The organism is Haloferula sargassicola, from assembly GCF_040362925.1.
In the GTDB taxonomy this organism is placed as follows: domain Bacteria; phylum Verrucomicrobiota; class Verrucomicrobiia; order Verrucomicrobiales; family Akkermansiaceae; genus Haloferula; species Haloferula sargassicola.
This window is the reverse complement of sequence record NZ_BAABRI010000001.1, coordinates 41115-65196: the sequence shown is the minus strand read 5'-3', so window position 1 is coordinate 65196 and position 24082 is coordinate 41115. Positions and strand designations below refer to the sequence as shown.

The following is a 24082-nucleotide window of genomic DNA, read 5'->3' as shown; positions in this document are numbered from 1 at the left end:
TTCCACTCATGGTTTTCGTTCTCGCTGCCTGCGACCAGATGCGCGAGGACCCCGCGAAGCGGACCTACGATACTTCCAGTTTCTTCGACGACGGCAAAGTCGCCCGGAACCCGCCCGCCGGCACGCTCACCCGCGACTCCACCGACGAGCTCACGTCACGCGATGCGGCGGGCCAGCTTCTCAGCACGCTGCCGATGCCCATCGATCGCGCCCTGCTCGACCGCGGCCACGAGCGCTATCAGATCTTCTGCGCCGTCTGCCATGGCGACGACGGCTACGGCGATGGCATCGTCCCGCAGCGCGGATTCCCGAGTCCGCCGTCCTTCCACACCGATCGCCTCCGCGGCGCGCCGGTCGGCTATTTTCACGAAGTCATCACGCAGGGATACGGCGTCATGTTCTCCTACGCCTCCCGCGTGCCCAGCCGCGACCGCTGGGCGATCGCCGCCTACATCCGCGCGCTCCAGCTCAGCCAGCACACGCCACTCAGCTCGCTCGACGAGGAAACCCGAAACGCCCTGCCCGATGGCTGAAACTCTCGCCAATGCCTGGCTCGTCGCCGTCCTCGCCGGAGTGCATATCTCCGCCGGGGCGCTCACCATGCGCTTCATCCACCTCACCACCGGCGGTCGGTGGGGCGACCGCCTGCGCCCATCGCTCACCGCGCTCGCCGCCACCCTGCCGGTCTTCCTCGCGCTTCTGGTGCCGCTCTTTTTCGTGCTGCCGGTGCTTTTCCCCGAGTGGGCCGGAGCCGAACCCGAGCCCGGCTCCATCCTCGCCAAGAAGTCCGCTTATCTCTCGATCACTCCCTTCATCATCCGGGAAAGCATCGTCCTGCTCGTCATCGCGGCGCTCGCCATCGTCACCGTCCGCGCCGACCGACGCGGCACCGCCACGCCCAGGCTCGGCGTGATCGGCCTGCTCACGCTCACGCTCGCGATGTTCCCCTTCGCGGTCGATTGGATCATGGCGCTCGAGCCCCACTGGATCTCCACCGCCTTTCCCGCCATCCTCATGGTCGCCCAAGCCGTCGCCGGCTACTCGGCCGCACTGGTGCTCGATGCCGTCCACCGCGACCCGCCGGAGAAATCCGTCGCCCGCCCGCTTTCAAACCTACTTCTCGCGCTCATCGTCTTTTGGTCCTACGTCGTCTTCGCGCAGTTCCTCATCATCTGGTCCGGCGATCAGCCGCACGAAATCGAGTGGTATCGCCTGCGCTCGACGCCCTTCTGGACCGGCGTCGTCATCACGCTCGCGCTCTGTCACCTCGCGCTGCCGTTTTTCCTGCTCATCTTCACACCCTTCAAGCTCCGCCCGCGCCGTGTCGCCGTGCTCGCCGGCGTGCTGTTAGGGTGCCAGCTCCTCTATCTCGTCTGGCTCGTCGCCCCCGGCGCCGTCCACGCCTCCGCCGCCGCCTTGCTCTATCCCGTCGGCATCACCCTCACCCTCGCCGGCCTCGGCTGGAAGACGACCCATGTCTGACCGCGTCGAAACCACCGACTTCCCCGTCCGGCCGATCGTCATCACCTTCGGCGCGCTGCTGCTCGGCCTGCTCGCCATCCTCGGCGTCATGGCCCTCATCTATCAGTTCGACCGCGCCTCGATTCCCGTTGTCGAAGGCATCGGCCACGGCCCGACCTATCTCACCGACATCGAGTCCGGCCGCCGGAAGCTCCACGAGCGCTTCGCGAAGAACCTCACCGGCCCGCGCTGGATCGACCGCGGGAAGGGCATCGTCGCCATCCCCATCGACCAAGCCATCGACCGCATCGCCACCGACGGCCAACTGCCCACCTGGCGTCCATCCAACGTCCCACCCGCGCCATGAAAAGCCTCTCGATCGGAGCGCTGGCTTTAGCCCGCGCGATTTCCACCGTGACGCGCCGGCTAAAGCCAGCGCTCCGAAAAGCCACGCTCCTGGCCTTCTTTTTTCTCCACCCTCTCCAAGCCGCCCCGCCTCAAACCGACTTCACCCAAAATCTCGGCCAACAACTCCCCGATCTCACGTTCACCAACTCCACCGGAACCCAGGTCTCCCTTCTCTCCCTCACCGAAAAGCGCCCCGCTCTCCTCGTCCTCGGCTACTACCGTTGCCCGATGCTCTGCGGCGTCGTCATGAAAAGCCTCGTCCGCTCGCTTCAGGACATCCGCATGAGCGTCGGCACCGACTTCGACGTCATCTTCGTCAGCATCGATCCCCGTGAATCTCCGTCTCTCGCCGCCGAAAAGAAGAAGTCCTACGTCACCTACTACGGACGCCGTTCTTCCGCCGCAGGCTTCCATCTCCTCACCGGCAACCCCGACGCCATCCAGCAACTCGCCGACACCACCGGCTTCGGCTTCGTCCCGACCGACGACGGCAAGGAATTCGCCCACCCCTCCGGCGTCCTCGTCCTCACCCCCGGCGGCACCATTTCGAGATACTTTCTTGGCATCGAATACCCGCCCACGGACCTCCGCCTCGCCCTCGTCGAGGCCTCCGACGGCACCATCGGCTCGCCTGCCGACCACCTTCTTCTCCTCTGCTGCAACTACGACCCACTGACCGGCCGCTACGGCCTCGCCATCAATCGACTTATCAAGGCGGGCTGCGGACTCACTTTCGGCGCGCTCGCCCTCTTCGTCATCCGCTCGCTCCACCGCGAACGCCGCAAATCATGAACCTACCCACCGCCATCCTGCCTCCGGATGCCGGAGGCTTCGCCAAGCCCGTCGACTGGCTCTTCTGGGGCCTCACCGGTCTCAGCGCGCTGGTCGTCTTCGGGCTCGTGGTGGTGATCGGATTCTTCCTGATCAAGTATCGCCGCAACTCGCCCGCCACCCACACCGCCGCGGAAACCAGTATCGGATTGGAGATCACTTGGACCGCCATCCCGCTGCTCGCTTTCACCGTCATCTTCGCGCTCGGCGCGTCGACTTATCTCAAGATGGCCTCGCCGCCCGACGACGCCCTCGAGATCTACGTCACGGGCCGGCAGTGGATGTGGGAGTTCTACCGCGACGACGGCCCGACCGAACTCGCCCAACTCCACGTCCCCGCCGGCACGCCGATCCGGCTGACGATGATCTCCGAGGACGTCATCCACAGCTTCTACGTTCCCGCCCTGCGGATGAAACACGACCTCGTCCCGGGCCGCTACGTCACCGCCTGGTTCGAAGCGGAGAAACCCGGCACCTATCCGATCTACTGCGCCGAATACTGCGGCGACCAGCACTCGCAGATGCGCGGGAAACTCGTGGTCATGCCACCGGCCGACTATGCCCGCTGGCTCGAGCAGGGAAATGCCAAGCCCACGCTCGCGGCGCGCGGCCAACAGCTCTACCACGACCACGGCTGCAGCGGCTGCCACGAGGCCGGCTCCACCGTCCACGCCCCCTCGCTCAACCGCCTCTACGGCTCGGTCGTCCATATTCAGGACGGCACCTCGGTCCAGGCCGACGCCGCTTACATCCGCGACTCCATCCTGCTTCCGCAGAAACAGATCGTCGCCGGCTACGACGACGTCATGCCCTCCTTCGACGGCCAGATCGGGGAGGACGACCTCTTTGCCCTCATCGCCTATCTCAAGTCACGCGCGGACAACCCCCGATGACGAATTACCTCAACATCTCCCATGGCCTGCGATCGTGGTTCCTCACCGGCGACCACAAACGCATCGCGATCCTCTATCTCATCTCGATCACGATCTTCTTCCTGATCGGCGGCACCGCCGCGGGCCTCATGCGCGCCGAGCTCGCCACCCCGCCCGGCGACCTCTTCACCTCCACCACCTACAACAAGCTCTTCACGCTCCACGGCGTGGTGATGGTCTGGTTTTTCCTGATCCCCGCCGTCCCCACGGTGCTGGGGAATTTCCTGATTCCGCTGATGATCGGCACCGACGACCTCCAATACCCGCGCCTCAACCTCGCGAGCTGGTATCTCTTCATGGCCGGTGCCGCGCTCACGCTCTTCGCCCTCGTCCGCGGCGGCGTCGATACCGGCTGGACCTTCTACACGCCTTATTCGAGCACTTATACAAACAGCCACGTCATCCTGATGGCGACCGGGATCTTCATCTCCGGCTTCTCATCGATTGCCACCGGCCTGAATTTCATCGTCACCATCCACCGCCGCCGCGCGCCCGGGATGCGCTGGGGACGGCTGCCGCTCTTCGTGTGGTCGATGTATGCCACCAGCCTCATCTTCGTCCTCGCCACTCCCGTGCTGGCCATCGCGCTGCTGCTCATCGCGGTGGAAAGGCTGTTCGGCGTCGGCGTCTTCGATCCCGCGCTGGGCGGCGATCCGCTGCTCTTTCAGCACCTGTTCTGGTTCTACTCGCACCCCGCGGTTTACATCATGATCCTGCCCGGCATGGGCGTGGTCAGCGAGCTGATCACCTGCTTCTCGCGGAAGAACATCTTCGGGTACCGATTCATCGCCGCGTCCAGCATCGCCATCGCCGTGCTCGGCTTTTTCGTCTGGGGCCACCACATGTTCGTCAGCAGCCAGTCGATCTATGCGGGCCTGGTCTTTTCCTTCCTCAGCTTCCTGGTTTCGGTTCCATCCGCGATCAAGGTCTTCAACTGGACCGCTACCCTGCACCGCGGCTCGATCAGTTTCGAGACGCCGATGCTCTACGCGCTCGGGTTCATCGGCCTGTTCGTCATCGGCGGCCTGACCGGGCTGTTCCTCGCCACGCTGGCGGTCGATGTCCACCTGCACGACACCTATTTCGTCGTCGCGCATTTCCACTACATCATGGTCGGCGGCATGGTCATGGCCTTCCTCGGCGGTCTGCATTTCTGGTTCCCGAAAATCAGCGGCCGCCTTTATCCGGAGAACCTCGCCCGGATCGCCGCGCTCACCATCTTCTTCGGTTTCAACCTCACCTTCTTCCCCCAGTTCCTGCTCGGCTACATGGGCATGCCGCGGCGCTACTGGGCTTACCCCGAGGAGTTCGGCATCTTCCACGTCCTATCCAGCGCTGGCGCGACCATCCTCGCCATCGGCTACCTGCTGCCGCTCGTCTATCTCACCTGGTCCTGGTTTTTCGGAAAACCCGCGGGCGACAACCCGTGGAGAGCGACGGGCCTCGAATGGACCACCACCTCGCCGCCGCCGAAACACAACTTTGCGGAACAGCCCGAGGTCCATGGCGGCCCCTACCACTATCCCCCGGACCGCGAATCGCAACCGCAGGAGGAACGCGTATGAGCAGCGACACCGCCAAACGCCACGCCTACGAGTCCGAAACCCACTACTTCGGCATGTGGACCTTCCTCGCCTCGGAGGTTCTGTTCTTCGGCGGCCTGTTCCTCGCCTACGGTATTTATCGTAGCCACTACCCTGATGCCTTCGCCGAGGCCAGCGGCCATCTCAAGATGGGGCTGGGCGCGCTCAATACCTTCATCCTCCTCGGCAGCAGCCTCACCATGGCCCTCGCCGTCGGCGCCGCGCGGGAGAGTGGAAAAGTCCGGCCCTGGCTGGCCGCGACGATCGTTCTCGGCATCGTGTTCCTCGGCATCAAGTTCACCGAATGGGGCCTCGAAGCGCATGAGAACCTCGTGCCGAACGCCAGCTTCGAGTTCGATGGCCCGCATGCCCCGCAGGCGCGATTGTTCTTCGTCCTCTACTTCGCGATGACCGGACTGCACGCGCTGCACATGACGGCCGGCATCGTTTTCCTGAGCTGGCTGTGGTTCCGCACGCCGCATCGCGACGATCTTTCGCATCCCGTCGAAATCACCGGGCTCTACTGGCACTTCGTCGACATCATCTGGGTTTTTCTTTTCCCTCTTCTCTATCTCGTCTCATGACTGGCTACACGAAAACCTGCCTGCGGGTCTTCACCGGCCTGCTGACTCTCCTCGCCCTCACCGTCGCGGCCGACTTCCTGCCGCTCGGCGTCCTGCACGCACCGGTCGCCCTCGGCATCGCCGCCGCGAAAGCCGGCCTCATCGCGTGGTTTTTCATGGAGCTCCACCAGCAATCCAACCGCGTCCGCCTCTTCGCCACGGCCGGATTGATCTGGCTGCTCATCCTCGTCGTCCTCACCGCCTCCGACTACGCCAGCCGCGGGTGGAGTCGTTAGTAAATGCAAACCACGGATTCAGGGATTCTCCCAGAATCCGGAAACCCTGGATCGGTGCTCCAGAATTGTCTCATCGGAGCGCAGGCTTCCGCCGGCGCGAATCGTCCCAGGTGAATAAATCCGCCCCGACTCCCGTCGGTCCATGACATGCGTTGCCTTCTCTTCTTCCTCATCGTCCCCTTCGCCCATGCCGACGCCTTGGCGGGTGCCTGGGAAACCTTCCCCACCCAAAACAACAACGACGCCTGGAATCTCTACTCCTACGACGACGAGCTGGTGGCTCCTCCCCTCTGGGCGGACACCGAAGTCGATCCGAACCCTTACGCCTACTCCTATTTCCTCGGTGGGGAGGGCGTCTGGTTCTTCGCCGACGAATTCACCGCCGGGGGTGCTCTTGTCGGAGACTACGGCAGCGTGAAGATCTCGGCGGTGGACGTCTCGGTGTCGATTGATCCTGCGGAAATCGACAACATCGATCTTGCCATCTACGCCAACGGCCCGGCCGGGCCGGGATACTACTTTTCCGAACTCTACCTTCCGGAAGACCTCGGCACCGAGCCCGATTGGTATGGCCTCCGCATCCGCTTCGACGATCTCTGGTATTATTTCGAGGAAACCGGGCCGCGGTCGTTTACGCCGTCGGCGGCATTCCTTAACTCGATCGAAGAAGTCGGCCTGCGGGTCTTCCCTGTGTCCGGCGTATCCAACCAGGCCTATGTCGGCATCGATGACTTCATCCTCGTCCCCACGGTCGATGCCCCCGGCCTTTCACCCGCGGCGGACAACGGAACGTTCACCCTCAGCTTCACTCCCAACCCCGGAGTTTCAGCCACGATTCAGACCCTCGATCCCGGTTCCAGTTGGGAGGCGATCCCCGGCCAGACCGCCCTCACCGGGCCGCAGACCTACCGCACGGCTGCCGATGCGGCACGGAAGTTTTTCAGGGTGACCACGAAAGAACACCTGACGCAGGTCGTCAGTCCCTGACATCTCCCGAAGATGCGCTATCTTGGCTAAACCATGGGCAAGAAACACGCATTCGACGACTACCGATCCAAGCGCGACCTGAAGAAGTCGCCCGAGCCCGCCGCGAACTCGAAGTCGAACCGCAGGCCGATCTTCGTGGTGCAGGAACACGACGCCAGCCGGCACCACTTCGACTTTCGTCTCGAATGCAACGGCGCGCTCAAGTCATGGGCGGTTTCGAAAGGACCCTCCACCGACCCGAGGGAAAAGCGGCTCGCGATCGAGGTGGAAGACCATCCACTCGATTATGCCGACTTCGAAGGCACGATCCCGGAAGGCGAATACGGCGCAGGCCAGGTGATCGTCTGGGACACCGGTCGTTTCGAAAACACCACGGAGAAGGACGGCGGGGAGATCGACCTCGCGAAGGCCCTCAAGGACGGACACGCCACCGTGTGTCTCCACGGAAAGAAGCTTAAAGGCGGCTACGCCATCACCCGCATCCTCGAGGGCGACAAGCCCCAGTGGCTGCTGGTGAAAATGAAAGACGAAGAAGCCGACGCCCGCCGCAATCCGGTCAGCACGGAGCCCGAATCGGTGCTCAGTGGAGACACCATCGAGGATCTCAAGAAGGAGGATGACTCATGAGCGACCGCTTCGACATCCTCGGCGACGAAAGCCGCCAACTCCTCAAAAAGCAGAATCACCCGGGATGGTGCGGGCCGATGCTGGCCACGCTGACCGAGGACTACTTCTCCAACGACGACTGGATTTTCGAGCGCAAGCTCGACGGCGAACGCGTGCTCGTTTTCCGCGAGGGAAACGAAGTCCGGCTGATGACCCGCAACCGCAAGCAGATCAACAACACCTATCCCGAACTCGTCGATGCGCTGCTCGCGCAGGCCTGCGGCGACTTCGTGGCGGACGGCGAGGTGGTCGCCTTCGATGGCAAGGTTACCAGCTTTTCGCGCCTCCAGGGCCGCATGCAGGTCAGGGACCCGGACACGGCGCGCCGGTCGGGCATCGCGGTGACCTACTATCTGTTCGATCTCATGCATCTTGACGGCCACGACACCACCGCGCTGCCCCTGCGCGAGCGCAAGCGACTGCTCAAGCGGGCGATCGACTTCAAGGCGCCTCTCCGCTTCAGCGCGCACCGCAACGCGGACGGCGAGAGCTACCACAAGGAAGCCTGCGAGAGGGCCTGGGAAGGCCTCATCGCGAAGGATGCGAACGCGCCCTACGTCCACTCGCGCTCGGAGAAGTGGCTCAAATTCAAGTGCGTCCGCGAGCAGGAGTTCGTCATCGGCGGATTCACCGACCCGAAGGGCAGCCGGGCGGGATTCGGCGCGTTGATGTTAGGTTATCATGAGCAGGGGAAACTCCGCTACGCCGGCCTGGTCGGCACCGGCTACAACAACGAGTTGCTCGAGGATCTCGGCGGCCGATTGAAGAAGCTCGAACAGGACGAGCCGCCCTTTTCCGACCCCGACCTCCCCGGCACAGGCGTCCACTGGGTGAGACCGGAACTCGTCGGTCAGGTTGGCTTCACCGAATGGACCGGCTCGGGAAAACTGCGACATCCGCGTTTCCTCGGGCTGCGCCGCGACAAAAACCCCAAGGACGTCGTCCGCGAATCGACATGAGCAGCATCCAGGCAAACAACCGCAGCATCGAGCTGTCCCACGAGGACAAGCTTCTTTTCCCCGACGACGGCATCACGAAGCGCCATCTGGCGGAGTATTACCGCGACATCGCGGAAACGATGCTTCCCCATCTGCGCGATCGTGCGATCACGATGCAGCGGTTGCCCGACGGCATTGATGGGAAGACCTTCTACCACAAGGATGCGCCCGACTATTTCCCCGAATGGATCCGGACCAGCGAGCTGAAGAAGGAAGGCGGCACGGTGAACCATGTCATCGCCGATGACGCCGCCACCCTCGTCTATCTCGCCAACCAGGCCTGCATCACCCCGCACACTTGGCTGAGTCGGGTCGATGAACCGGATCAACCCGACCTGCTCGTCTTCGACCTCGATCCTTCGGGCGGCGACTTCAAGGGCCTCCGCCGGGCGGCCATGATGACCCGCGAGCTGTTCGACGAAGCCGGCCTCGCACCCTTCGTGAAGACCACCGGCTCGCGGGGCTTGCACGTCGTTTCGCCCCTTCGCCGCGGTCCGGATTTCGACGAAGTCCGCCAGCTCGCCCGCGACCTCGCGGAGATTCTCGTCGGGCGCGACCCCGAGCTTTTCACCACCGAGCAGCGGAAGAACAAACGGGGCAACCGCATCTTCCTCGACACCCTGCGCAATGCCTGGGGCCAGACCGTCACGCCGCCGTATGCGGTGCGGCCGAAACCCGGCGCGCCCGTCGCCACCCCGCTCGAGTGGGACGAGGTCGATGCCGATGACATCTCGCAGCGCCACACGCTGAAAAGCATCTTCCGACGTCTCAGCCAGAAGGACTGCCCGTGGAAGGACATTCGCCGCCACGCGCGCTCGATCAAATCCGCCCGGGACTTCACCGCCGGTCACTGAGCCTCTTCTTCATCGAACCACCGCGCGACGATCACGTCCGTCGAAGAGTGCGCGATGATCGATGTCCCGACGGTCACCGCCAACAAGTGAAAGATCCACACGCCGTGGTCGAGGTGGTGCTGAAGCACGAGGAAAGCGAAGAACACCGACGCGAAACCCTTCGGCCCGAACCACGCCGCGGCGACCCATTCGCGCTTCGTCAGATCGGTGCCGGCAAAGGACACCAGCATCGCCAGCGGCCTCGCCAGCACCAGGGTCAGGAAAACGAAGGTCCACCCCGTGAGACCGATTTCTCCGAAATACGAGGGGTCGATCAGCGCGCCGAAAATCAGCAGCGCGGCCAGCTTGAACAGCTCGGCCAGCAGCTCGCCCAGCTCGTGGAAGCGCTCCCGCAGCTTCTCGTCCTTGGTCGCGATCGTCATCCCGGCAGCGAAGGCAGCGAGGAATTCGTTGGCGTGAAACATCCGCGTCAGCGCGAGCACGGTCAGGCCGATCGCGAAGCCCAGCAGCGGCCGATAGGGCTCCGACGAGGCGAAGACGCGCGTGCTTTCCAGACGGATGGCGATCCATGGAACGACGACGCCAATGGCCACTCCCACGCCCAGTTCGGTGAGCATCGTCGCCAGCTCGAGCTCGGCTTTTCCGGCGATCCCCAGCGCGATGAGAACCAGCGGCAGGGCGAGCCCATCATTGAGCCCGCTTTCCACGTTGAGCAGGTGGCGCAGACGGTAGGGCACTTCCTCGCGCCCGACGATCGCCGCCGCAAAGACGGGATCGGTCGGGCTCAGCACCGCGCCGATCACCGCCGCCTCGGTCCACGACAGACCTAGTAGGAATTTCGCCACCACACCCACTGCCACCAGCGTCAGCGGCAGGCCGAAAAGCAGCGCCCGCCCCGGCAGTTTCCATGCCGAGGTCAGGTCGCGGATGCCGACCCGCATGCCGTCGGTGTAGAGCACGCTGAACAGCGCCAGCTCGATGAAGCCGGAAACGATCGGCTGGTCCGGGCTCAGCCGCAGCGCCCCGGTCACCCCCGGCCCGCAGATGAAGCCGGCGACCAGAAACACCACCGCGGTCGAGAGCACGCTGCGGTTCGCGAACTGCGAAACCAGCACCGAGAGCAGCAGCACCAGCGCGAAGAGCAGAAGCGTCGAGTCGCCGGTCGAGGAGGAGGCCGCCATCAGGTTGGGAAAAGGCATGGACCTCCACCCTAACGCCACCTCCCGTTGCCGCAACCCGGCATCGCTGCCATGTCATTTCCGGAAGGCGACCAATGACCGAGATCAGATCATGCGGGACCCGAAGATAATGGCCGAGCAACCCCGCACCGGCGACCACGGCCACGCCCATCAGTCCGCCCGAAGCCCGACCCGCGCCCGCAGGCTGGCGACCACGGCGACGCCGATGATGGCGACGATCACGCCGAGCGAGACCAGCGGCGGGATGTCGAACCACGGGTGGGCGACGATTTTCACCGCCGCAAACGCAAGCACGGCCGCGAGTCCGTAATGGAGATAGCGCATCCCGGCGATGGTCGCCGCCATCAGGAGATAAAGCGCGCGCAGGCCGAGGATGGCGAAGATGTTCGAGCTATAAACGACAAAGCGGTCGCGCGTGATCGACAGGGCCGCGGGCACGGAGTCGATGGCGAACAGGATGTCGCTGAACTCGATCGCGATCAGCGCCAACATCAGCGGCGTCGCGACCCGCTTGCCGCTTTCGCGCAGCGTGAAGTGCCGGGTGTCCGTGCGGGCGCTTAGCGGGAGATGCTCCGACAACCAATCGACCACCCGGCTGCGTTCCTGCTTCGCCGGATCCTGCCGGTAGGAATGCCATGCCGCGTAGAGCAGCAGGCCACCGAAGATATAGGAAATCCACTCCCAGCGCTCGATCGCCGCCACCCCGACGAAGATGAAGATGCCGCGAAACACCACCGCTCCGAGGATGCCCCAGAACAGCACGTGATGCTGCGAGGACTTCGGCACGCCGAGGCTCTGGAAGATCACGTAAAAGACGAACAGGTTGTCGATGCTCAGCGCCTTTTCCATGGCATAGGCGGCATAGTATTCCCCGACCAGCTCGCCGCCCGAGCGCCAGGCGATGAAGCCGCCGAAGCCGAGGCCGGCGGCGATCCAGATGATGCTCCAGACAAGCGTCACCCGTCGCGACTCGGAGCTCTTGCCGCGATAAGCCAGCAGGTCGGCGGCGAGGAGGACCCCCACGACTCCGGCGAACAGTCCCCAGACCCCCAGCGGGGTTTCACTCGCAGCATTCACCTGCGAAATCAATCACCCGCCCGGGCTTTCGCAAGGCGGCGACACCACTTTCACGAGCCCGCGCAAAATGCAGTCCGTGTCGTGCATCCCGTGAATGATGCACAAGATTGAGCACGTTTCGCCATTCGCCCCCAAACTCACGAGAGGGCCGGAAGCTCGCGGAAGGAGCGCCCTTCGGCGACTTTCGTGTCATGTCCGACCATCTTGCGCGGAACCTGCGAGGACTCTCTCATGAATGCGAGCGACCACCTCCGCCAGACCTTCAAGGACGCGCTCGAGGCCCTGCTCCCCCACAAGGACTGAGTTCCCCCATGCCAAGGCTTTTCCTGATCCTCAGCGTCCTCGCGATCGCCCTCGTCGCCACCATCGGCTGGTTCTTTCCCGCCGCATGGTGGGCGATGGTCGTCATCGGCCCGCTGGTCGGCATCGGCCTCTATGACCTGCTCCAGACGCGCAACAACATCCTGCGCAACTTCCCGTTGCTCGGCCACCTGCGCTACTTCTTCGAGTTCATCTCCCCCGAGATCCAGCAGTACTTCATCGAACGCCACACCGACGGCACGCCGGTTTCGGAGAATCATCGCAATCTGGTCTACTCGCGCGCCAAGGACCGGACGCCAACCCATCCCTTCGGCACCGAGCTCGACCTCTATCTCGACTCCTATGAGGGCCTGCGCCACTCGATCTACGCCGAGGATCCGCCCGACGAGCCACCGCGGGTCCGCATCGGCGGAACGCAATGCACGCAGCCTTATGAAGCCTCCTTGTTGAACATCTCGGCGATGAGCTTCGGGGCCATCAGCAAGAACGCCGTGCTCGCAATGAACCATGGTGCCCAGCTCGGCGGATTCTATCAGAACACCGGCGAGGGCGGCCTCAGCAAGTATCATCTGGAGCACGGCGGCGACATCGTATGGCAGATCGGCACCGCCTACTTCGGATGCCGTACCAAGGACGGCGGCTTCGATCCCGACAGCTTCCAGGACAAGGCGACCAAGCCGCAGGTGAAGATGATCGAGCTGAAAATCTCCCAAGGCGCCAAGCCCGGCCACGGCGGCGTCTTGCCGGCGGTGAAGAACGACCAGGAAATCGCGGACATCCGCGAGATCGAGCCGCACCAGACCGTGAAATCGCCGCCCGGCCACAAGGAGTTCTCCGACGCCGCCGGTCTGCTTCGTTTCATCCAGCGGCTGCGGGAGCTGAGCGGCGGCAAGCCGACCGGCTTCAAGCTCTGCCTCGGCCGCAAGGAGGAGTTCGAGGAAATCTGCCGGCAGATGCACGAAACGGGGATCCGCCCCGATTTCATCACCATCGACGGCGCGGAGGGCGGCACCGGTGCCGCGCCGCTGGAGTTCACCGATTCGGTCGGCTACCCGCTGGAACCCGCCTTGAAATTCATCGACCGCGCCCTGCGCCAGCAAGGCCTGCGCGATGAGATCCGCGTCATCGCCAGCGGCAAGGTGGTCACCGCCTTCCACCTCGTGAAGATGCTCTGCCTCGGAGCGGACCTCTGCAACTCGGCGCGCGCGTTCATGTTCTCGGTCGGCTGCATCCAGGCCCAGCGCTGCGATACCAACAGCTGCCCGACCGGCGTCACCACCCAGAACCCGAAGCTCGTCCGCGGGCTGGTCCCCGAACAGAAGGCCCCGCGTGTGGCGAACTACCACAAGCACACGGTCCACGCCGCGATGGAGTTGATGTTTGCCTGCGGCATCAAGCAGGTCGGCGACCTCGATCCCGACCTGATCGTCCGCGGGCTGGAGTGGAAGCCCGAAGGCGGCGTCCGCGCCGGCTAGCCGAACTTCTTGCCGAGCTCCTCGCGCTTGCGCTGGTTTTCCTCCTTCAGCGCCATCAACTCAGCCTGGTACTTCGCCCAGCGAGCCTGCGCGATGGCCATGCAGACAAACCAGATCGAGCCGAGGCAACCGACCAGCACTCCGAGCGAGATAAAGCGTTCCCATCCCCATCGCGGCGCGGCAAGCACCGCGAAAATCGAAAGCGCGGCGAGGAAACGGAAATACTCCCGCGGAAAAAATTCGTCGGATGCGAAGGCGCGGACCGCACAGGCAACCAGCGTGACCAGGATGGCCAGAATGCCGATGGGCGAGAGCCACTCGAGCTTTTCAACGGCCACCAACCACTCATCAACGGCCGAGGGAAGAAACCGCTCGATCGCCACGCCGACCCACGAGGTTCCCACCGCCAGCACGGCCGCGATCGACAGGCAGGAGAACAACGCGAAGCCGCGCTTCACGCCTTCCGCCAGCCCGGCCCCCAAGGCCTCCTCGATGTCCCAGCCGTGCATGATCCTCCTTTTACCGTCCCGCCGTGGGGGGAAAAGCAGGAAATCGGAGCTTGGGCATCAGGGTGATCGAAGAAAGAACCGCCGGAGATCGGGGTTTTTGGATCAGGCAAGAGGGGGCCCATGCAAGGTTGAGTTAAGGATTACGAGGAGTTATTGAAGGACGGTGGGCATGTTGCGCATGACGGCGGCCAGGGCGACCAGCTTCGCTTGGAGGTGGGACATGACGCGCCATAGTATGAAAACGATTGCCCCCGGCGGCGTCTCCATGGTGGGATGCTGGCATGAATTTTCATGCAGGCGGCATCGCCGCGAGTATGGGTTTCATGGGCATGGCCTTCCTTTCCGCCCAATCGGGGGACCTGCTTCCCCCGCGATGGTTCGAGCAGGTCGCAGCGACCGATGGCTCCGTTCAGAAATCCTGGGTATTCCAGTCGGCCCCGGGAGTCGGCTACCGCATCGAATCCAGCCAGGACCTGCTCCACTGGGAAACTCTCGAAGAGATTTACGGCCTCGGGCACCAGCAGGTGGTGCCGTTGGTGGAAATCGCCCCCGCCCCTCCGCCGGAGCCGGGGGACCCACCCCCGGAGCAAGCGCCCACCCGTCATGTGAGCCTCATGATCGCGCCCGAGGCCCCGCCCGCCACCGGCACGGTGGTCTCCTGGCCCTCCCTGGCATCGGGGGCTCCCATGACGGCCCGCATCCCGCAGGCCCTGCACCCGGACTGGTCCTCCATGCCCTTGTTCGCCGACCACGATGGAGACTACTTCTTTTTGATCTTCCATCTCCCCTCCCCGCAGGAAGCACCCGCAGGAGGAGCGCCGCTGGCCCCCGAAGACGAGGCGATGATCGAAGCCTTCCAGGATCACCTTCCGGAAATGAATGATGCCGTTGCGAACTCCGTGGCGACCGCCCGGGCCGCGCCCCCGCCCCCGCCGCCTTCCCCCGGCGGAAGGAAATTCCTGCGGCTGGTGGCCGATTGGAACCTCGACTCGGACGCCGACGGCAGCCCGGACTGGGCGGAATTCACCCTGCTGCTGGATCCCGCCCATCCCCAGCACCTTCTCGGCTCGCCTTTCGTCGGAGATGCCGATGGCGATGGCGTCGCGGACGGAGAGCAGCTCGACTCCGATAACGATTCGATTCCCGATGCCGAAGACGCCGCCCCCAGAAACCCATTGATCCGCTGGCGGAAATCGCCCCTCTCCGTCTATGCGGTCTTCGAGCTGCCCCTGGGCGACCTCCAGCTGCCGTGGGTGCCGGACGAAGGTCCGGTGAAAATCGACCATGCGGGCCGCGTCATGTTCCGGACCAAGGTCTGGGACCGGGGCGACATCATCGACTTCGGCGGAGACACCCGGTTGCTCGCCATGAATGACCGCGGCATGATCGTCGGCGATGCGTGGTTCGAGGACGCTGACACCGGCATCACACCCCATCTCGGTTGGTGGGCAACCCCCCGTGCCACCGTTCAGGAGCTGAAACACGGAGACACCGCGGCGAAGGGGACTTTCGTCTTGAAGAGCGGATCCGCCGGATTCGGCTCCGCCTTGTCCGAGGACGGGAAAATCATCGTCCGCACCCAGAAAAAAATCGAGACGGGCGAAGGCCACGCCTATCCCTACCTGTGGGTGGACGAAGACAAGACGGTCATCTGGGACCTCGAACCTGAAAACCCTTCCGCCCCGCCCTTCGTTCCCGCTCCGGACTTTGGAATCTACATCCACGATTCGGGCGCCATCTGGGGCAACCGGCTCTTCGAGATCGAAACCTACCTGACGGGCCTGGGCACGGGTTCCGAACACCTGGGCGACCTCGAAGCTGCCTACAAGAAGTTGGTCGGAGTGGGCGGCGGCGACTCGGAAACCACCCTGGTGCTCACGGCCGGGCCCGGTCCACCCCGGGCGAGGATTTCCGGGCAATGGGAGACGATCTCCGAACTGGAGGACATCCGCGACATTTCCAGCGACGGCACGGGAATCGAAGACAGCCACCTGATCTGGCGGAACCGGCTGGTCCATTACCTGCCCGAACTCGCCCCGGGCCTCGACCCAGGGGAATGGAACGCCGCCTCGTTTCTGGACATCGCCGGCTCCGGTGCCCTGCTCGCGGCCCTCCCCTCGCCCGGCTCGCCGGGGGAATTCTCCAAGGTGGCCAGTGCCATCCCCATCCGGGTGGACGACGATGTCTTCGCCACCGGGGTGGACGACGTTTCCGCCACCGCGCGGCCCGAAGAGCAGCGCCAGGGCGGGCGCATCTGGATCATGGCCCCCGCCGGCGGCTCACCGCCCAACGCCAGCGTGGTCCATGTGCCGACCGCCCCCGGCACCAGCCTCTCGCTGGAGGTCGGGAATGCCGGCATCCAACCGGACTCCCTGTCCGAGGACGAAACGGAGGTGAACTGGAGTTCGGACGCAACCGCATCCTCCGACCAGCGGGTCGAAATCTCCTTCGGAGACACCGACAGCCTCTCCACCCCGATCGGGGTCAAGGCGATCAAACGAAGGACCGTGAAACTCCACTTCTGGCACATCGCGCAGAACCACGGCCTCGAAGGCCGGGTGAACCCGGAACACACCTTCACCCCCACCGAAATCGGGGAATATCTCGACGACCTCTACGGCAAGCAGGTCAACGCCTTCTGGGACGTGAACGTCTCCGGCGCCACCCAGCCGATCCCCGTGAACTGGGACGTCGCCACAGGGGCGGATTTCCAGCAGCCGGACGCTCCGAAGCCTGCCCCAGGGAATGGATCATTGGATTCGAACGGTCGCGACATCGGCACCGAACAAAACAAGATCCTCACCTCCGCGGGAACCGATGCCGATGTGGACATCAACGCCTATCTCGTGGGAGGAGCGGATGAAATTGCCGATTGGCAGGTCCGCAACGGCACCCTTGGAGCTGGAGGAAGTTACAGGGGCTTCGCCCATCCGGACTCCCGCACCATCTGGCTCTCCGGAAACATGGGGCTGAGCAAAAGAGAGCTACTCAACACACTGGCGCACGAGATCGGACATGTGATGATGGGTGGAGGACATCCGAATCAAGGCGGAGGCCCGGCGCCTTTGGCGGGCACCCGCTACTCCGACCGCTTGATGTTCTCGGATCCATTTCACCGCGGCCCGGCGAGAAGACGGCTGCTGGTCAAGGGGGAGTGGGATGCGATCGATGCGTGGTTGGTGGGCCGGGGCAAATGAACAACCCTTCTCCTTAATTCGATGAAATGGATCCTGCTTTTTCTGCTCATGTTCACCTTGGCTCCATGCCGGGCCATTGTCTCTCCGCCGGAAGAAGAAGCCGCCGCCCTCGAAGAGTGGAAAACGAAGATTGAAAATTGCGGATCCTTGCCGGACGCGGAGAAATTCGGACTCCTGATCGAGGCCATCAACAAGCTGCACCAGCCGTCGATCTACGCGAACCAAGCGGCGTCCCTGCCCGTTCACCAACGGGCGGTCGCAGCTCTGTCTTCGTCCGAAGGCTACGCCGACTATTTCGCTGACAGGATTCGCGGGTTAAAGCATAGGGGGTTGGAAGAAAACAGTCCCGCCTATCATCGCTATCTTACGGAGAGGCGATGGATCTTCTCCGCTCTTTCCCAAATCCACACCCCCGAGATGGTTGAAATGTTTGCGGGGTTTCTGGATGATAACGACGAACGGCGTCTTCCGGATCTTGAAGCCACCTTAGGTCAAGCTTCCGCCAGCAAATTGGCTGGCATGTTGGAAGATCCTCCGGTCAACAGTTCGTCGCGCATGGACCTCTGGCTCGAATGGCGGGACCGGGTGCGCGAAGGCAAACAGACCTATGCCTTCAAAGGATCGAAGAAACGCTACGACTTCCAGGGCGAAGTGATGGCCCCTCCCCCGCGGCCCCGCCGTTCCTTCGATGAACGGAACCCCGAACCGGTGGCGGAGTCCGGAAAGAAGCCGCCGCGGAGCCCCGTGGCCGTCATCGCCGGAACGCTGCTGGTCCTGGCCCTCGCCGCCGCGTTCTGGAAATGGAGGACCCGTCCGACCCGCTGAAGAATCCTTTCTTCACAGGATCGCCATGAACTGCAGCGGCTCCATCACCAGCTTTTCCGTCGCCACGATCGGTTGGCCGGCGATGAGGTCGGTGAAGGTTTTTCGCAGCCCGAGCTGGCGCAATCGCGTGGCCGGGATTTCCTCGGGATAGTCATTGAAGTTGGCGAGGCAGAGGATGCTCTGGCCTTCGTGGACCCGGAAATATCCGAAGACATGGTGGTTTCCCACATCCACGAACTCGGTCCGCGTCTCATGAAACGCCTGGTTGTTTTTGCGGATGAGAGACAGCTTCAGCATGCCGTGGAAAATCCGGTCCTCCACCGTCCCCGGCTCCCTCCGGCGCTCGGCGGCCTCCCAGTCGAAGGAGGGGCGATGCAGCCAACGTTCATCGCCGTCCTTCTCCGGGTCCTTTTCGTAATCGTAGTCGTTCTGCAGGCCAATCTCGTCGCCCAGATAGATCAGCGGGATGCCGCCCATGGTGAAGATGATTCCATAGAGCAGCAAAATACGGCGGATGGCGTACTCGGTCTGGTGCTCGTCGTCCTCGTAGCGGGCTTTTTCCAATCCACACAATGAGGCGGTGGTGCCACAGATGCGGGCATCGCCGGTCGTCGGATTGTGCTGGAAAAGTTTGCCGCGCGAGAAGCTCGTGCCCTCCTCGCCGATGAAGAACCGGTTCAGGAACCAGCGGTGATCGTGCGGGTTCATCCCCAGCTCCCACATGTCGCGATCCTCGAAGCCCCAGCCGATGTCATCGTGGCAGCGCAGATAGTTCACCCACGAGCAGCCCTGCGGCAGCTCGAAGCGTTTCGGCAGCGCATGCAGCATGAGGCTGGCATTGCGCGAGGCCAGCGAGTTCCACAGCAGCACCATCAGCGGCGGGTTATACGAAAGGTGGCACTCCTCCTCGGACACATACTTCTTGATATCATCAGGCGCCACGATGGCCTCCGACTTGAAGATCAGCGCCGGTGCGGCGATCCGGGCGACCGCGTTGAAGGCCTGGATCAGGAGGTGCGCTTCAGGGAGATTCTCGCAGTTGGTGCCCTTTTCCTTCCACAGGAAGGGCACGGCGTCCATGCGCAGCATCTCGACCCCGGCGTTGGCGAGATAGAGCATCTCGCCCGCCATCGCGTTGAAAACCTCGGGATTGCGGTAGTTCAGGTCCCACTGGAAATTATTGAACGTGGTCCACACCCATTTCCCCAGCGAGGTCCGGTAGGTGAAGGAACCCGGATGGGCGTCGGGGAAGATCGGCCGCAGCGTCCTTTCATACTGATCCGGCTCGGTGCGATCCGGGAACATCCAGTAGTAGGCCTGGTGGCTCTCGTCGCCCTTGCGGGCCTTCATCGCCCACTCGTGCTCGTCCGAGGTGTGGTTGAAGACGAAATCGAGCACCAGCGAGATCCCGTGGTGACGCAGCTCCGCGGAAAGCTGGCGGAGATCATCCATGGTCCCGAGTTCTTCGTCCACCTCGCGGTAGCTGCTGATCGCATAGCCGCCATCGTCATCGCCCGCCGGGCTCTTGAAGAGCGGCATGAGGTGCAGGTAGGTCACCCCCAGTTCCTTCAGGTAGCCGACCTTGTCCCGCATCCCCTCGAGATCGCCCGCGAAGAGGTCCACATAGGCCATCGCTCCCACCACCCGGTTGGAAGTGTACCAGTGCGCATGCCCTTCCCGGGTGGCGTCGAGGCTTTTCAACTCGGGCGGCCGCGCCAGCCACGACTCCGCGCAGGTGCGGAGGATCTGCTCGACGTGGAAAAAGAAGTCGTAGCTCGGCCCATAGACCCGCCACAGCAGGTCGAAGAGCACCGGGAAATGTCGCTCCAGCCGGTCCTCGAAGGCATACCATTCCGCGGTCTCGATGTCGTCGGGAAAGCTCTTGCGCAGCCGTGGCAGCAGGCGGTTGAGCGAGAGTCGGCTTTCGTGGATCGTGGGTGGCAGCGAATGGGGGTGCATCGTCAGAAGAAAAGGCGGGCGTTAGATCGTTTCAGGCAACATCCATGCCATCCGCCGCAGGTCAACGGACTTCCTGCCGCAGGGGCGTCGAGCTCTTGAGGGTTCGGGAGCAGGATGGATGGGATGCTTTTGGGGGAAATGGGTGCCCGGCCTGAAAAGGTGACTGGCGGATCGCTGAACCTCTCCCCACTCCATCAAGCCGATCCTTCCAATCCCATTCATCCTGCAACTCCACCCCCAACGCGCCCGAACTTCCCGGATCACTCCTCGCCCGGCGACCAATCGCTTTGACCCACGAGTCGGATCCCCTCGTCGGAAACGGTGATCTTCCGCTTGCGGTAAAGGGCGCCGACGGCCTGCTTGAAGGTCTTCTTGCTGACGCCGAGCTCGTCGTGGATTTCCCCGGCCGGGCTGCGGTCGCTCAGCGGCGAGAAGCCACCGAGTCGTTGCAAATAACGCAGCAGGTCGGCCTCGAAATCGTCGATCTTCGCGCGGCCCTTGGCTTGGAGCGCAAGGTCCAGCTTGCCATCGGGTCGCACCAGGGAAACGAAGGCCGTCAAGCGGTCGCCCGGCCGCACCGGCTGGAAGACCTCGTTCTGGTAGATCAGCCCGCCGTAGCGGCCGTTCACCACCGCCTTGTAGCCAAGCTCGGTGCGGGCGTAGACCAGCGCCTCGACCTCGTCGCCCGCGACGAAGGGCGGGCGCATCGATTGCTCGAGGTAGCGACCGAGCTTCTGGCTGGCGATGATGCGACCGCTTTCTTCATCCACCTCGACGCGGACCACGATCCGGTGGCCGGTCCGCACCTGGGTCTTCTGCTCGCCGAAGGGCAGCAGCAGGTCCTTCGTCAGGCCCCAGTCGAGGAAGGCGCCGAAGTTCGTCGTCGCGACCACCTTCAGCGCCGCGAACTCGCCTGGCTTCGCCTTCGGCCGGCGGGTGGTGGCGATCGGGCGGTCGTCGGAATCAGTGTAGAGGAACACGCTCACCAGCCCGCCGATTTCCCAGGTGTCCGGCATTTCCGCGCGCGGCAGCAGCACCTCGCCGAGCGGCCCCTCGGAATCGAGACCGAGCCCGTATTTCCGTTCGCGGACCACCCGCAGCATCGCGATGTCACCCAGGTCAGCCATAAATCATTTCCAGTCGACCTCGACCTCCTGCAGGTGGCCGCCGCGGTCGTGATATTTCAGGTGGCCATGGCCGAGCGCGAACTCGTGCACGCACTTGGTCACCTTCACGTCGAAGGCACAGTATTCGGCAATGTTCATCAGCGGCTCGTTGTTGCCGGTCTTTTTGTATTCCTGCCACCATTTCAGGGCATCGAGGCCGTCGGCCGTCTTGCCCATGCCGAGCGAGCCGGCGGCGGCGGCATCGAGTTTCAGGCGGAAACCGAGGCGCTCCTGCAGGTCGAGCATCATGTCGAGGTTCACCGTCTGGTTCGGCAGGTCGTAGATCGTGTAGCCCTGGAGCACGGGGTAGTCGAACTCGACGTGGTTCCAGCCGACCACCAGGTCGGCGCGGACCAGCTCATCGACCAGTGCGTTGACCTCGGCCTCGCCGTAGATCCGGTATTCGCCGCTGCCGGTGCTGTAGGTCACGCCGACGGACATGCCCATCTTGTCCTTGTGGGCGGATCCGCCCACGTCGTTGAAGCTGCGCTGCGTCTCGAGGTCGAAATAGACGATGTTTCTCTCCGCCACGCGGCGAAGCTAGAAGAGCCGGGCCGCATTCCAAGAATGGAGTCGGACTTTCGCCTCCCTGCCTAGCGGCGGAGGATCCGATAAAACGCCCGGCCGGCCGGCGGCTCGGAGTCCGTGAACTCCAGCAGTCCCGGGTCGCCCTGCCCGATCTCCCGGCTTTCCAGATCCTCCCACAGCAGCAAGGTTCCGGAACGCTGGAACACGTAGGTGGCCGAACCCGACACCGGGGTGGAAAGCATGGCCGATGACGGAGGACCCGGCACGAAGTGGAACTCCACCTTTTCCAGCTCCGCGTCGCTCGGCTGGCCGAAGACCTGAAGCTCGCGGATCACGGTCCCGCCGTCTCCCCCCTGGCTGGCCTCGGGATCCAGGAAAACGAAACGCACCGCCGTCACCTGCGTCGCCAGGGTGCCGGACGAATCCCCGACCGCAATCCGCGACGCAAATCCTCCCGTTTCGCCGGTCGCGCGATAGGTCCCGAAGTCCAGAAAGGCGCCGTGGGAGCGCGCCAGCAGCAGCTGGAATTTCTGGTCGCCGATGTTCGAATCCTGCCACCCGGCGATCGATTCGACGCGGGTGATGTCGTAGCCCGTCGCACTCCCGGCCAGGGAAAAGGTGATCACGCACGGCAGGTTCCCAGCCGCATCGGTAAGGGCGTGATACGTCAGGTTCGCGGTCGAGGCCGCGGAGCCATCATTCAATCCGGCGGTGGTGAACAGGTCCGGCAGCGACGGACCATGGCTCACCGCCACCCCGCCCAAGGTGGCCTGCCCGGCCTGGATCAGGTTGCTGCGGATCGCGCCGTCGAAGCCGTCCATTCCCTCCATCAAGTCGATCGAGGACTCCAACGTGTCCGGCGGTGGCGGCGATTCCGCGGGCTCGCTCGGAGTGCCGAAAACCTGGAGTTCGCGCACCACCGTGCCGGCATTCCCGCCTTGCACCGCATCCGGGTTGAGGAACAGGAACCGCACGGCCGTCACTCCGCCAGCCAGCACGCCGGACTCGTCGGTGACGCTCACCTTGGAAGCGAAGCCGCCCATTTCGCCCACGGCGGAATAGGTGCCGTAATCGAGGAAGTCTCCACCTTGGATTGAGAGCTGGAGCTGGAATTTCTGGTCGCCGATGTTCGAGTCCTGCCACCCGGCGAGCGACTCGACGCCGGTGATGTCGTAGCCGGTGGCACTGCCGGCGAGCGTGAAGGTAACCAGCGCCGGCAGGTTGCCCACCGGCTCGTTGACCGCGTAGTAGGTGAGGTTGGAAAACGCGGCCGCGGACCCGTCGTTCAGCCCGGCCGTCTTGAAAGTGCCGGGGATCGAGGGCTCATGGCTGGTGGTCACGCCGTCGAGCGTCGGCGCCCCCGCCCTCACCAGATTCGGCCGGATATCACCGTCGAATGCCGTCATCCCGGGTGCCACCTCCGAGGTCGAGCGGAGCGTGGCGGGCGGGGGTGGAGGCGGCGGCTCATCGGGAGGGACGGGAATCTCCTCCACCGCGGCGAACCAGCTGTCGGCCATCTTTTCATAGCCGGTGGCATTGGGGTGGACGCCATCCGAATACAGCTCGGGACGCCACGCGCCGGTGGCCGTCACGAAGTTGGCGTAATTGTCCACCAGCACGATGGAGAAGCCCTGGTTCAGGAATTCCGGCACCACCGTGGTGGCCAGCGCGGCATTGTAGTCTTTCACGAAGTCGTCCCGCCCGTCCTGGATCGGGATCAGCGTGGAAAGAACGACATGCAGTTCGGAATGGTTCGCGAAAAGGGTGTCGAGCAGGGCGACCAGCCTCGCCACCGCGTGCGAGGTGTCCGCTCCCGAGCCGGTCCCGAGGTCGGAATTCTGCAGGATGTCATTGGTGCCGATATGGAGCAGCACCACATCCGGAAGAAAGGCCCCCTGCCAGTTGGTGATGTTGTTCTGGATCTGGTCGATCCGCCACCCTCCGTGGCCGCTGTGCTGGGCCTGGAAGGTATCGGTGAGGTAGTCCGTCGGGTTCGACGAGTTGTCGCCCACGAATTTGAAGGAGATCGCCCCGCCGCTGAGGTCATGAGCCAGCGGGTCGCGGTAGCCGCCGGGAATCAGGCTCGCCGCAGCACCCTCGCCGCGGGTGATCGAATCCCCCAGTGGCAGAATGCGCAGCTCGGCCCGGGCCGCGCCCCAGCCGATCCACAGCACCACGAGGCACCATCGCCCCAGCATTCCCACCAGCAGGCCGGTTTTTTCAAAAGCAGTCATCGGTCAGAAAGAG

22 protein-coding genes are annotated in these 24082 nt (G+C 63.9%); 15 read left to right on the top strand and 7 right to left on the bottom strand.

All coding sequences use genetic code 11. From position 1 onward, the window contains the following. Positions 1-8: 8 nt before the first annotated feature. The 12 genes from ABXH26_RS00265 (at position 9) to ligD (ABXH26_RS00210) (ending at position 9579) form a co-directional block, all read left to right on the top strand. A complete protein-coding gene (locus tag ABXH26_RS00265) occupies positions 9-533 on the top strand; it encodes a c-type cytochrome (protein WP_353565010.1) in 525 nt (174 codons plus the stop codon). Further along, positions 526-1482: a hypothetical protein gene (locus ABXH26_RS00260; protein ID WP_353565009.1), complete on the top strand. Its 957-nt coding sequence runs from the start codon at positions 526-528 to the stop codon at positions 1480-1482. Before ABXH26_RS00265 ends, ABXH26_RS00260 begins: the two co-directional genes overlap by 8 nt. Beyond that, on the top strand, positions 1475-1828 hold the full coding sequence (locus ABXH26_RS00255) for a hypothetical protein (RefSeq protein ID WP_353565008.1): 354 nt from the start codon (positions 1475-1477) through the stop codon (positions 1826-1828). Before ABXH26_RS00260 ends, ABXH26_RS00255 begins: the two co-directional genes overlap by 8 nt. Then, entirely contained in the window at positions 1825-2661 is an 837-nt protein-coding gene (locus ABXH26_RS00250) for an SCO family protein (protein WP_353565007.1), read from the top strand. Before ABXH26_RS00255 ends, ABXH26_RS00250 begins: the two co-directional genes overlap by 4 nt. After that, positions 2658-3593: a cytochrome c oxidase subunit II gene (gene coxB, locus ABXH26_RS00245; RefSeq protein WP_353565006.1), complete on the top strand. Its 936-nt coding sequence runs from the start codon at positions 2658-2660 to the stop codon at positions 3591-3593. The genes ABXH26_RS00250 and coxB overlap by 4 nt, the downstream gene beginning before the upstream one ends. After that, positions 3590-5197 (top strand): cytochrome c oxidase subunit I, encoded by a 1608-nt coding sequence (gene ctaD / locus ABXH26_RS00240; protein ID WP_353565005.1) that lies wholly within the window; start codon positions 3590-3592, stop codon positions 5195-5197. Before coxB ends, ctaD begins: the two co-directional genes overlap by 4 nt. After that, entirely contained in the window at positions 5194-5799 is a 606-nt protein-coding gene (locus ABXH26_RS00235; RefSeq protein ID WP_353565004.1) for a cytochrome c oxidase subunit 3, read from the top strand. Before ctaD ends, ABXH26_RS00235 begins: the two co-directional genes overlap by 4 nt. Next, positions 5796-6074, top strand: coding sequence for a cytochrome C oxidase subunit IV family protein (locus ABXH26_RS00230; RefSeq protein ID WP_353565003.1), 279 nt, complete (start codon positions 5796-5798; stop codon positions 6072-6074). Before ABXH26_RS00235 ends, ABXH26_RS00230 begins: the two co-directional genes overlap by 4 nt. Before the next feature lie 147 nt (positions 6075-6221). Next, on the top strand, positions 6222-7061 hold the full coding sequence (locus ABXH26_RS00225; protein WP_353565002.1) for a hypothetical protein: 840 nt from the start codon (positions 6222-6224) through the stop codon (positions 7059-7061). Positions 7062-7094: 33 nt separating this feature from the next. Continuing rightward, positions 7095-7688, top strand: coding sequence for a DNA polymerase ligase N-terminal domain-containing protein (locus ABXH26_RS00220; RefSeq protein ID WP_353565001.1), 594 nt, complete (start codon positions 7095-7097; stop codon positions 7686-7688). After that, the gene (gene ligD / locus ABXH26_RS00215; protein WP_353565000.1) at positions 7685-8686 is read left to right on the top strand and encodes a non-homologous end-joining DNA ligase; all 1002 of its coding nucleotides are present in this window, start codon (positions 7685-7687) and stop codon (positions 8684-8686) included. Before ABXH26_RS00220 ends, ligD (ABXH26_RS00215) begins: the two co-directional genes overlap by 4 nt. Continuing rightward, entirely contained in the window at positions 8683-9579 is an 897-nt protein-coding gene (gene ligD / locus ABXH26_RS00210; protein WP_353564999.1) for a non-homologous end-joining DNA ligase, read from the top strand. The genes ligD (ABXH26_RS00215) and ligD (ABXH26_RS00210) overlap by 4 nt, the downstream gene beginning before the upstream one ends. Here the strand turns inward: ligD (ABXH26_RS00210) and ABXH26_RS00205 are convergent. Next, the gene (locus tag ABXH26_RS00205) at positions 9573-10778 is read right to left on the bottom strand and encodes a cation:proton antiporter (protein WP_353564998.1); all 1206 of its coding nucleotides are present in this window, start codon (positions 10776-10778) and stop codon (positions 9573-9575) included. The genes ligD (ABXH26_RS00210) and ABXH26_RS00205 overlap by 7 nt on opposite strands. A gap of 150 nt (positions 10779-10928) precedes the next feature. Then, positions 10929-11855 carry a TerC/Alx family metal homeostasis membrane protein gene (locus ABXH26_RS00200; RefSeq protein WP_353564997.1) on the bottom strand — a complete coding sequence of 309 codons (927 nt, stop codon included), beginning with the start codon at positions 11853-11855 and terminating at the stop codon, positions 10929-10931. 311 nt (positions 11856-12166) lie between these two features. Between ABXH26_RS00200 and ABXH26_RS00195 the strand changes: the two genes are divergently transcribed. Then, positions 12167-13651 (top strand): FMN-binding glutamate synthase family protein, encoded by a 1485-nt coding sequence (locus tag ABXH26_RS00195; protein WP_353564996.1) that lies wholly within the window; start codon positions 12167-12169, stop codon positions 13649-13651. Here the strand turns inward: ABXH26_RS00195 and ABXH26_RS00190 are convergent. Beyond that, positions 13648-14160: a hypothetical protein gene (locus ABXH26_RS00190; RefSeq protein ID WP_353564995.1), complete on the bottom strand. Its 513-nt coding sequence runs from the start codon at positions 14158-14160 to the stop codon at positions 13648-13650. The genes ABXH26_RS00195 and ABXH26_RS00190 overlap by 4 nt on opposite strands. A gap of 281 nt (positions 14161-14441) precedes the next feature. On the opposite strand from ABXH26_RS00190, the gene ABXH26_RS00185 reads away from it, so the two are divergent. Both ABXH26_RS00185 and ABXH26_RS00180 read left to right on the top strand, forming a co-directional pair. Continuing rightward, a complete protein-coding gene (locus ABXH26_RS00185) occupies positions 14442-17357 on the top strand; it encodes a thrombospondin type 3 repeat-containing protein (RefSeq protein WP_353564994.1) in 2916 nt (971 codons plus the stop codon). A 21-nt stretch (positions 17358-17378) separates the two neighbouring features. After that, the gene (locus tag ABXH26_RS00180) at positions 17379-18182 is read left to right on the top strand and encodes a hypothetical protein (protein WP_353564993.1); all 804 of its coding nucleotides are present in this window, start codon (positions 17379-17381) and stop codon (positions 18180-18182) included. A gap of 12 nt (positions 18183-18194) precedes the next feature. Here the strand turns inward: ABXH26_RS00180 and ABXH26_RS00175 are convergent, their stop codons facing one another. From ABXH26_RS00175 to ABXH26_RS00160, 4 genes are all read right to left on the bottom strand, one after another. Next, entirely contained in the window at positions 18195-20141 is a 1947-nt protein-coding gene (locus tag ABXH26_RS00175; RefSeq protein ID WP_353564992.1) for an amylosucrase, read from the bottom strand. Between the two features lie 260 nt (positions 20142-20401). Beyond that, on the bottom strand, positions 20402-21268 hold the full coding sequence (locus ABXH26_RS00170) for a CvfB family protein (protein WP_353564991.1): 867 nt from the start codon (positions 21266-21268) through the stop codon (positions 20402-20404). A 3-nt stretch (positions 21269-21271) separates the two neighbouring features. Beyond that, positions 21272-21838: a ribonuclease H-like domain-containing protein gene (locus tag ABXH26_RS00165; RefSeq protein ID WP_353564990.1), complete on the bottom strand. Its 567-nt coding sequence runs from the start codon at positions 21836-21838 to the stop codon at positions 21272-21274. Positions 21839-21900: 62 nt separating this feature from the next. After that, positions 21901-24069, bottom strand: coding sequence for an SGNH/GDSL hydrolase family protein (locus ABXH26_RS00160; RefSeq protein WP_353564989.1), 2169 nt, complete (start codon positions 24067-24069; stop codon positions 21901-21903). Positions 24070-24082: the final 13 nt, after the last annotated feature.

Coding starts and splice junctions, on each gene's coding strand:
- ligD (WP_353565000.1), top strand. CDS start 7,685: ATGAGCGACCGCTTCGACATCCTCGGCGACGAAAGCCGCCAACTCCTC.
- coxB (WP_353565006.1), top strand. CDS start 2,658: ATGAACCTACCCACCGCCATCCTGCCTCCGGATGCCGGAGGCTTCGCC.
- ABXH26_RS00220 (WP_353565001.1), top strand. CDS start 7,095: ATGGGCAAGAAACACGCATTCGACGACTACCGATCCAAGCGCGACCTG.
- ABXH26_RS00265 (WP_353565010.1), top strand. CDS start 9: ATGGTTTTCGTTCTCGCTGCCTGCGACCAGATGCGCGAGGACCCCGCG.
- ABXH26_RS00160 (WP_353564989.1), bottom strand. CDS start 24,069: ATGACTGCTTTTGAAAAAACCGGCCTGCTGGTGGGAATGCTGGGGCGA.
- ABXH26_RS00185 (WP_353564994.1), top strand. CDS start 14,442: ATGAATTTTCATGCAGGCGGCATCGCCGCGAGTATGGGTTTCATGGGC.
- ABXH26_RS00170 (WP_353564991.1), bottom strand. CDS start 21,268: ATGGCTGACCTGGGTGACATCGCGATGCTGCGGGTGGTCCGCGAACGG.
- ABXH26_RS00190 (WP_353564995.1), bottom strand. CDS start 14,160: ATGCACGGCTGGGACATCGAGGAGGCCTTGGGGGCCGGGCTGGCGGAA.
- ABXH26_RS00195 (WP_353564996.1), top strand. CDS start 12,167: ATGCCAAGGCTTTTCCTGATCCTCAGCGTCCTCGCGATCGCCCTCGTC.
- ABXH26_RS00205 (WP_353564998.1), bottom strand. CDS start 10,778: ATGCCTTTTCCCAACCTGATGGCGGCCTCCTCCTCGACCGGCGACTCG.
- ABXH26_RS00255 (WP_353565008.1), top strand. CDS start 1,475: ATGTCTGACCGCGTCGAAACCACCGACTTCCCCGTCCGGCCGATCGTC.
- ABXH26_RS00225 (WP_353565002.1), top strand. CDS start 6,222: ATGCGTTGCCTTCTCTTCTTCCTCATCGTCCCCTTCGCCCATGCCGAC.
- ABXH26_RS00235 (WP_353565004.1), top strand. CDS start 5,194: ATGAGCAGCGACACCGCCAAACGCCACGCCTACGAGTCCGAAACCCAC.
- ABXH26_RS00230 (WP_353565003.1), top strand. CDS start 5,796: ATGACTGGCTACACGAAAACCTGCCTGCGGGTCTTCACCGGCCTGCTG.
- ligD (WP_353564999.1), top strand. CDS start 8,683: ATGAGCAGCATCCAGGCAAACAACCGCAGCATCGAGCTGTCCCACGAG.
- ctaD (WP_353565005.1), top strand. CDS start 3,590: ATGACGAATTACCTCAACATCTCCCATGGCCTGCGATCGTGGTTCCTC.
- ABXH26_RS00250 (WP_353565007.1), top strand. CDS start 1,825: ATGAAAAGCCTCTCGATCGGAGCGCTGGCTTTAGCCCGCGCGATTTCC.
- ABXH26_RS00180 (WP_353564993.1), top strand. CDS start 17,379: ATGAAATGGATCCTGCTTTTTCTGCTCATGTTCACCTTGGCTCCATGC.
- ABXH26_RS00175 (WP_353564992.1), bottom strand. CDS start 20,141: ATGCACCCCCATTCGCTGCCACCCACGATCCACGAAAGCCGACTCTCG.
- ABXH26_RS00260 (WP_353565009.1), top strand. CDS start 526: ATGGCTGAAACTCTCGCCAATGCCTGGCTCGTCGCCGTCCTCGCCGGA.